9 protein-coding genes, 1 tRNA gene and 1 pseudogene are annotated in these 6781 nt (G+C 68.8%); 10 read left to right on the forward strand and 1 reads right to left on the reverse strand.

Annotation, left to right across the window (positions count from 1 at the left end; translation table 11 throughout):
• The 10 genes and pseudogenes from V6V47_RS32405 to V6V47_RS32450 all read left to right on the forward strand — a co-directional run.
• Positions 1–508, forward strand: a pseudogene (locus V6V47_RS32405) (FtsK/SpoIIIE domain-containing protein); the annotation flags it as partial.
• The gene (locus V6V47_RS32410; RefSeq protein ID WP_334632369.1) at positions 505–714 is read left to right on the forward strand and encodes a hypothetical protein; all 210 of its coding nucleotides are present in this window, start codon (positions 505–507) and stop codon (positions 712–714) included. The pseudogene V6V47_RS32405 and the gene V6V47_RS32410, both read left to right, overlap by 4 nt.
• Positions 715–799: 85 nt before the next feature.
• Positions 800–1240 carry a DUF6197 family protein gene (locus V6V47_RS32415; protein WP_334632370.1) on the forward strand — a complete coding sequence of 147 codons (441 nt, stop codon included), beginning with the start codon at positions 800–802 and terminating at the stop codon, positions 1238–1240.
• Positions 1237–1539: a hypothetical protein gene (locus tag V6V47_RS32420; protein ID WP_334632371.1), complete on the forward strand. Its 303-nt coding sequence runs from the start codon at positions 1237–1239 to the stop codon at positions 1537–1539. The genes V6V47_RS32415 and V6V47_RS32420 overlap by 4 nt, the downstream gene beginning before the upstream one ends.
• Positions 1540–1559: 20 nt before the next feature.
• Positions 1560–1940, forward strand: a complete 381-nt coding sequence (locus tag V6V47_RS32425; protein WP_334632376.1) for an RRQRL motif-containing zinc-binding protein — start codon at positions 1560–1562, stop codon at positions 1938–1940.
• Between the two features lie 70 nt (positions 1941–2010).
• A complete protein-coding gene (locus V6V47_RS32430; RefSeq protein WP_334632372.1) occupies positions 2011–2730 on the forward strand; it encodes a hypothetical protein in 720 nt (239 codons plus the stop codon).
• Entirely contained in the window at positions 2727–2993 is a 267-nt protein-coding gene (locus V6V47_RS32435; protein ID WP_334632373.1) for a hypothetical protein, read from the forward strand. Before V6V47_RS32430 ends, V6V47_RS32435 begins: the two co-directional genes overlap by 4 nt.
• Positions 2993–4801, forward strand: coding sequence for a replication initiator (locus V6V47_RS32440; RefSeq protein WP_334632374.1), 1809 nt, complete (start codon positions 2993–2995; stop codon positions 4799–4801). Before V6V47_RS32435 ends, V6V47_RS32440 begins: the two co-directional genes overlap by 1 nt.
• 19 nt (positions 4802–4820) lie before the next feature.
• Complete coding sequence (locus V6V47_RS32445) at positions 4821–5027, forward strand: excisionase family DNA-binding protein (protein WP_112681372.1); 207 nt, start codon at positions 4821–4823, stop codon at positions 5025–5027.
• A complete protein-coding gene (locus V6V47_RS32450) occupies positions 5027–6172 on the forward strand; it encodes a tyrosine-type recombinase/integrase (protein ID WP_334632375.1) in 1146 nt (381 codons plus the stop codon). The genes V6V47_RS32445 and V6V47_RS32450 overlap by 1 nt, the downstream gene beginning before the upstream one ends.
• Positions 6173–6193: 21 nt before the next feature.
• On the opposite strand, the gene V6V47_RS32455 is transcribed toward V6V47_RS32450, so the two are convergent.
• Positions 6194–6269 (reverse strand) — tRNA-Arg (locus tag V6V47_RS32455).
• Positions 6270–6781: the final 512 nt, after the last annotated feature.

The raw sequence follows: 6781 nt of genomic DNA on the forward strand, positions 1-6781 counted from the left end.
GCGCCGCAAGCTCGCCGACGGCGACGGCATGTCCGTCATCGTCACCATCATCGACGAACTCGCCATGTTCTCCACGGTGCTCGGCACCAAGCAGCAACAGGAAGAGTTCTCCACCCTCCTGCGAGGGCTCGTCTCCCTCGGCCGGGCCTGCGGCATGCCCGTCGTCGCCGCTACTCAGCGCCCGTCATGGGACATCATCCCCGCCAGCCTGCGGGACCTGTTCGGCTACCGGGCCGCGTTCCGCTGCACCTCACTAAACAGCTCGAACATCATCCTCGGTCAGGGCTGGGCCGAGCAGGGCTACACCGCCTCCGACATCTCACCCACCAACCAAGGCGCGGCCTACCTCCTCGCCGAAGGCGGCGTTCCCCGCCGCATCAAGGCCGCCTATCTCACTGACACCGACATCTACAACATCGCCGACTACGCCGCCTGGACCCGCCGCCCCAACGGCACCAGCGCCAGCGCTCCGGCGGTCAACCCCACCGAGTGGGAGATGGCGGCATGACCACCCGCGAGCGCACCTACGCCAAGGCCAACAACCAACGCGCCGCGCAATTTACCGAGATGTGGATCGTCGGCTCTCCCGAGGACCTGGCCGCGATGCTCCACGCCGCCGGCCAGACCGGGCGACTCGTCTACGTCTCCGCCCCACGCCTCATGGGAGGCGACGACACCCGCCACCGCCGCTACCTGCGGCTGCGCACTCACTAATCGGCCGACAGGACCGGGATTTCGCCTGGCAGCAACTGCCGGTCCTGCCGACCTCGACCAACAACCTCGAAAGGACGTGGTTGCCATGAAGGCTACCCAGAACCCACCCACCGCAGCAGAGGTCACACCTGCTGATCTGCTGCGGATGGCTGCCCTGTACCTGCGCCGGCACGGCTGGCACCAGGGCACCTACTACGCCAAGAACCCCGACACCCTCACCCCGCCGGCCTGCGCCGCCGGGGCCATCGGCATCGCCTGCGCCGGACACACCGTCGAGCACTTCTCTGAGCTCGACCCCGACGCCCTCGCCGACTACCTCGCCGCCCTGGGCGTGTTCGTCGACTACCTCGACACCACCGCCCCGGTCTTCCACATCGACGAGGACGGCTACCTGCTCGACGAGCACACCTCTCCCTACTCGTGGAACGACGACCCGGCTCGCACCGCCGAGCAGGTCATCACCGCCCTTGAGGCGGCTGCCACCGAGTGGAACTCCCTCCGCAACACGGGAGGTGAGATCCGATGAACACCGTCAAGAAGCCCTTGACGCCCAACCTCCCCCGGCAACGGCGTCGAGACGTCGTCGAGAACGACGCCTTCGCCTCGTTCGCCAGGCGCATCATCCGCGCCCACGGCCGACGCGTCGCCACCGGAGACGTCGAAGCACTCCGCGACCTCATCGCCCTGTCCACCGTCATCGACGACGCCATCGGGGAAGCCGTGATCGGCCTGCGGGCCTTCGGCTACTCCTGGGCCGAAATCGGCTCCCGGCTCGGGATCTCCCGCCAAGCCGCACAGCAGCGCTGGGGCGGTGACACGCCATGACCGATCTGCGCAGCGTCGACCTGGACAACCTGGCCGAGCGCACCGGCATCCGGGTCGAGTTCTACGACCCGCTCGGCACCCGCTACGGGTTCCCCACCTTCCCCTACCACTGCGCCCCCACCGGCCTGGCCACCCTGCGGCAACTCCGCGCCGCCGGCCTCCGCCCCGGAGGACACGACCCGGTCGCCCAGATCTATTGGCGACACCGCACCAACCGCAGGGTCGCCTACCTCTACCGCACCGACCTCGCCGCACCCAAGCGCACCGCCACGCCCGCACAGCGGGAGGCCATCGCCAAAGCCCTGCTCGCCCGCCGCACCTGCCGGCACTGCGACCAGGTGAAGCCCTACTACATCCCCCGCCGCTACGGCTGCTGCCTCGACTGCCACGGAGGCCACTAATGGCTGCCCTGATCACCTTCGCCGTCATCCTGCTCATCGGCATCGCCATGGCCTACATGGGCGGCATCCGATGAACCGCAAACCCGCCGGCACCCGCCTTGAGGGCCTGGTCCTGGTCCTCATCCTCATCATCGTCGGCGGCTCCGCCGGGGCCGCATCCTTCACCCACGTCCACGACTGGACCATGGCCAACAGCCCCGACAACACCCCCGGATGGTTCGGCTGGGCCAACGCCGTCATCTCCGAACTCGTCCCCATCGCCGCCCTACTCACCATCCGCCGACGCCGCCGCACCGGCGCACCCATTGGCTACCCGATGGTCCTACTCATCGCCGCCGCCGGCCTCTCCCTCGCCGCACAGTTGGCCGTTGCCAAGCCCGGCCCGTCCGGGTGGCTCCTCTCAGCGGTTCCCGCGCTGGCGTTCATGGCCCTGGTCAAACTCGTCCTCGCCCCCGCACCCACCACGCAACCCATAACGGCTCCCTCCGAGCCGGCGCAGCCAATCCGCGTCCAGGTGGCCGAGCAGGTCACCACCGAGCCAACACCACCGGCCGCCATCACCCCGGCACCCCAGCCGACCCCGGCCGTCGAGTCGGAACCCGTCACCGTGCCGGCCTCGGAGCCGGTCGAGGTCCCCGCTCACCTGCTGCCCACTGCCCGCTTCGCGGCCGTGCAGCACGAACAAGCCACCGGTCAACCCATCACCCCCGCCGAGCTGGCCGACCGCCTCGACATCAGCACGATCGTCGCCGGGAAGCTGCTTGCCACCATTCCCCGGGGTGCCCGATGACCATCGTCTTGGTCGACATCGAGCAGGTCACCCACACCTGCCCCGCCTACCCCGACGCACACCCATTCGACACCCGCCGAACCCTCATCGACGTCATCCCCGGCGGCCCCTGCCGGGCACCGGTCACCATCCGCTGCGGCGACACCACCGCCCTGATCCCGTGCCGCCGGCACGAACCGGCCAAGCGCCAGTGCGGCGCCTGCCGCGTCATCGTCACCGAACACACCATCACCACCCGCCACCTCACCGAGGTACGCGGCTGATGGCCTCGACGCTGGACCTCACACCCCGAACCGCTCTGGCCCGGGGTGTGGGCTCGAACGCCGACACCATCCCCATCCACGACTACACCGCCACCGGTTCCGCATTCACCCGCGCCACCCAACCCGACTACTTCGGATGGCTCGAACACGTCCGCGCCGCCGCCGGCTGCACCCGCCCCATCCGCCTCGCCGGCCAACTCCTCACCGTCGAGCAAAGCACCGGCCGCGTCCTGGACCAGCGGCACACCGACGCCATGCCCGACGCCGCGATCTACACCGCCTGCGGCAACCGACGCGCCACCGTCTGCCCCGCCTGCGCCCACACCTACCAACGCGACGCCTACCAACTCCTGCGCGCCGGCCTCATCGGCGGCAAAGGCGTCCCCGACACCGTCACCCAGCACCCGGCGGTGTTCGCCACGTTCACTGCGCCCTCGTTCGGGACCGTGCACACCCGGGCCGTCAAGCGGCACACCTGCGGCAACCGCAAACGCTGCGACTGCCGGCCCGACCCGTGCCACGCCCGCCGCACCACCGACCCCACCGCCGGCCTCTGCTCCCACGGCCGACCGACCGTCTGCTGGGCACGCCACGAGTCCGGGGACCAGGTGCTCGGACAGCCGCTGTGTCTGGACTGCTACGACCACACCCACCAAGTCGTCTGGAACCTGTTCTCCGGCGAACTGTGGCACCGCACCAAGCAAGCCGCGGAACGATGGCTCGCCAAACTCGCCCGCCGACGCGGCATCCCCCGCGTCCACGTCGTCACCGCCTCCGGCAACACCCGCACCGTCGCACCGGTTCGGCTGTCGCACGGGAAGGTGGCCGAGTTCCAGGCACGCGGAGCCGTGCACTTCCACGCCCTGGTGCGCCTCGACGGCGTCCACCCCGACGACCCCACCGCCGTCATCCCACCACCGGCCGCGTTCACCGTCGCGGACCTTGATGACGCGATCCGGGCCGCCGTCGAGCAGGTCGCGTTCACCACCCCGACCCATCCCGACCGGCCGGTCGGCTGGTCGATCGGCTGGGGTGACCCGGGTAAGGGCCTCGACATCCGGCCCATCAGCCTGACCGGGGACGGTGAGGTCACTGACAGCATGGTCGCTGGGTACCTTGCGAAGTACGCCACCAAGAGCACCGAGGTAACCGGGCACCGCTCCGTCAGGCTCGACGCCGACTCCATCGGCGACTACGCCGACCCCGACGGCGACCACACCGCCCGCCTCATCAACGCCTGCTGGCACACCGGCCGACCCACCACCACACCCGTCCCGCTCTCGGAACGGCCCCGGGACCACCGGCCACAGCCCGGCTTCGTCGACCGCTGGGAGTGCCCCGACTGCGGCACCCACACCCGCTACGCCGCCTGCCCCGTCTGCGTCGCCGCGCGTCAAGCCGTCCTTGACGCCGAACCGGCGAAACCAGCGACGGCCAACCCTTACGCCCGGCTGCGCCGGTGGGCACACATGCTCGGCTTCGGCGGCCACTTCCTCACCAAAGCCCGCCGCTACTCCGTCACCTTCCAACTCCTGCGCGACACCCGCGTCAACTTCCGACGCCACGAGCACGAGCACCAGGCCGACGAACAACTCGGCACCCTCCGCGCTGTCGACCACCTCGACGAGGACGACACGACGCTCATCGTCGGCACCCTCACCTTCGCCGGCGTCGGCTGGCACACCACCGGAGACGCGTTACTCGCCAACACTGCCGCCGCCATGGCACGAGAGCGACGAACCACCGGCCGCGAAGAACTCGCCCACGAACTCGGTACCACCGATCACGTGCAACCGATCGCCGCATGACTAGCTGAGGGGAGAGACCATGGACAGGCTGTTGACCGTTGAGGAAGCCGCCGCGCTACTCGGCACTACTGATCGGTTTCCGCGCCGGCTGATCGCTGAGCGACGAATCGCCTTCGTCAAGCTCGGCACGCACGTCCGCATCAGGGAGAGCGTCCTCAACGCTTACATCGCCGAATCAACCGTCGAACCGCTCTCGGTTCGTTGGCGCAACGGGGAGGTGGCTTGATGGCCGCTCGTAAGCGCCGGTTCGGTCGGGTCCGCAAGCTGCCATCCGGGCGCTATCAGGTTCGCTACCTCGGTCCTGACGGGCTCGACCACCCTGCGCCGAGCACGTTCCGAAGCAAGGCGGAGTCGGAACGGTTCCTGAGCATCGTCGAAGCCGACATCGCCCAGGGGCGGTGGATTGCTCCGTCTGCCGGCCGGACGACGATCGGCGAGTGGGCCGAACTGTGGTTCAGTGCGGCGGAGTCAGGGTGGAAGCCCAAGACTGTGCACACCTACCGGTCGGTCCTGGACCGCCTCATCGTTCCGCACCTCGGCCGTACCCAGCTTTCGATGCTCCGACCCATCGCCGTAAGCAAGTGGGTCGGCAAACTGTCGCAAACGCTGAGCGCCTCGCAAACGCGGCAGGCATACCGGTTGCTGGCTCAAGTCATGGCCTCGGCGGTCGACAACGGCATGATCCCGTCGACTCCCTGCCGTGGTGTGCGGCTGCCTCGAATACCGGAGGCGGATCCGCGCATCCTTACCGTCGAGGATGTCGGCCGTCTGGCCGCACACTGCGAACTCAGCGACCGGGTCCTGGTCCTGCTGTTGGCCTATGGCGGGCTGCGCATTGGTGAGGCGCTACCGCTACGCCGACGACACATCGACACCGTCGAGGGCCGAGTAGTCATTGCCGATGCGGTCAGCGAGTTGCCCGGCGGCCCTGTCATCGATACACCCAAGAACCACCAACGGCGGGAACTGCTGGTGCCCGCGTTCGTCGCGCAGCTCGTCGAAGAGCACCTTGCCACGCTGCCCGACGACCCCGATGCCTTCGCCTTCCCTGGTCGGCAGAAGCACACCGCCCACCGGCAGCAGAGCTACCACGGATTCCGGCGCCGCTTCGTCCATGCCATCGCCGCCGCCGGACTCGACGACGTGACCCCGCACGACCTGCGGGCGACCCACGCAAGCTGGGTGGCTGACTCTCACGGTGTGCTCGTCGCTGCCCGTCGGCTTGGCCACGCCAACGCGAGCGTCACCACCCGGCACTACGCCCGCGCGATTGACTCCCGAGATGCCGAGGTCGCCGCTCACCTGGACAACCTCGGACGGGCACGATCGGGCACGCATCGGGCACGGAAGTCGCCCAAGAGCGAAGATTGATCGATGATCAAGGCTCTGACCTGGTGCCCCCGGCAGGATTCGAACCTGCGACACACGGTTTAGGAAACCGATGCTCTATCCCCTGAGCTACGGGGGCGCGAGGGCACAGTCTAGCGACCTGGGGGTTCACCTGGGGTGGCAGGGAGTGGCCAACGTTCACCCACGTCACCCGGGTCCCTGTTCGCCCAGCCCAGGACCACAGGTCGAGCACACGGACCCCGGTTTGCGACCGGCGGTCGGCCGCGGTGACCCGCGTTGGCACTGGTTCGCCCGGGTTGGCATCCGCTGGAGAGCACACATCGAGCAGGTCATCAAAGATCAACAACGTAGCGTCCATACAGCGCCTTCGTCGTCGCCGCCAGGGGGCCATGGGGCGCTCACCTCGGGGCGCTCGGACTCCGCCGTGATGCCGACTACGACGTTCCCCACCGGGCGTCCGCTCATGGCACCCCTCTGTGTCAAGAGACGGCGAGGAGTGGTGTTCTAGGCTGGGGGTTGGCGGGTCCGGGAAGTGACTGTTCCGAAGTGTCGACCTTGGGGGTTGGGTCGGCCGCGCTGGATTGAAGAGTCGCCCCCACGTGTCCTCCCGGGCCCGTCTTGACCTTCTTG

Source organism: Micromonospora sp. CPCC 205539, assembly GCF_036906815.1.
Taxonomy (GTDB): domain Bacteria; phylum Actinomycetota; class Actinomycetes; order Mycobacteriales; family Micromonosporaceae; genus Micromonospora.

Coding starts and splice junctions, on each gene's coding strand:
- V6V47_RS32410 (WP_334632369.1), top strand. CDS start 505: ATGACCACCCGCGAGCGCACCTACGCCAAGGCCAACAACCAACGCGCC.
- V6V47_RS32415 (WP_334632370.1), top strand. CDS start 800: ATGAAGGCTACCCAGAACCCACCCACCGCAGCAGAGGTCACACCTGCT.
- V6V47_RS32420 (WP_334632371.1), top strand. CDS start 1,237: ATGAACACCGTCAAGAAGCCCTTGACGCCCAACCTCCCCCGGCAACGG.
- V6V47_RS32430 (WP_334632372.1), top strand. CDS start 2,011: ATGAACCGCAAACCCGCCGGCACCCGCCTTGAGGGCCTGGTCCTGGTC.
- V6V47_RS32435 (WP_334632373.1), top strand. CDS start 2,727: ATGACCATCGTCTTGGTCGACATCGAGCAGGTCACCCACACCTGCCCC.
- V6V47_RS32440 (WP_334632374.1), top strand. CDS start 2,993: ATGGCCTCGACGCTGGACCTCACACCCCGAACCGCTCTGGCCCGGGGT.
- V6V47_RS32445 (WP_112681372.1), top strand. CDS start 4,821: ATGGACAGGCTGTTGACCGTTGAGGAAGCCGCCGCGCTACTCGGCACT.
- V6V47_RS32450 (WP_334632375.1), top strand. CDS start 5,027: ATGGCCGCTCGTAAGCGCCGGTTCGGTCGGGTCCGCAAGCTGCCATCC.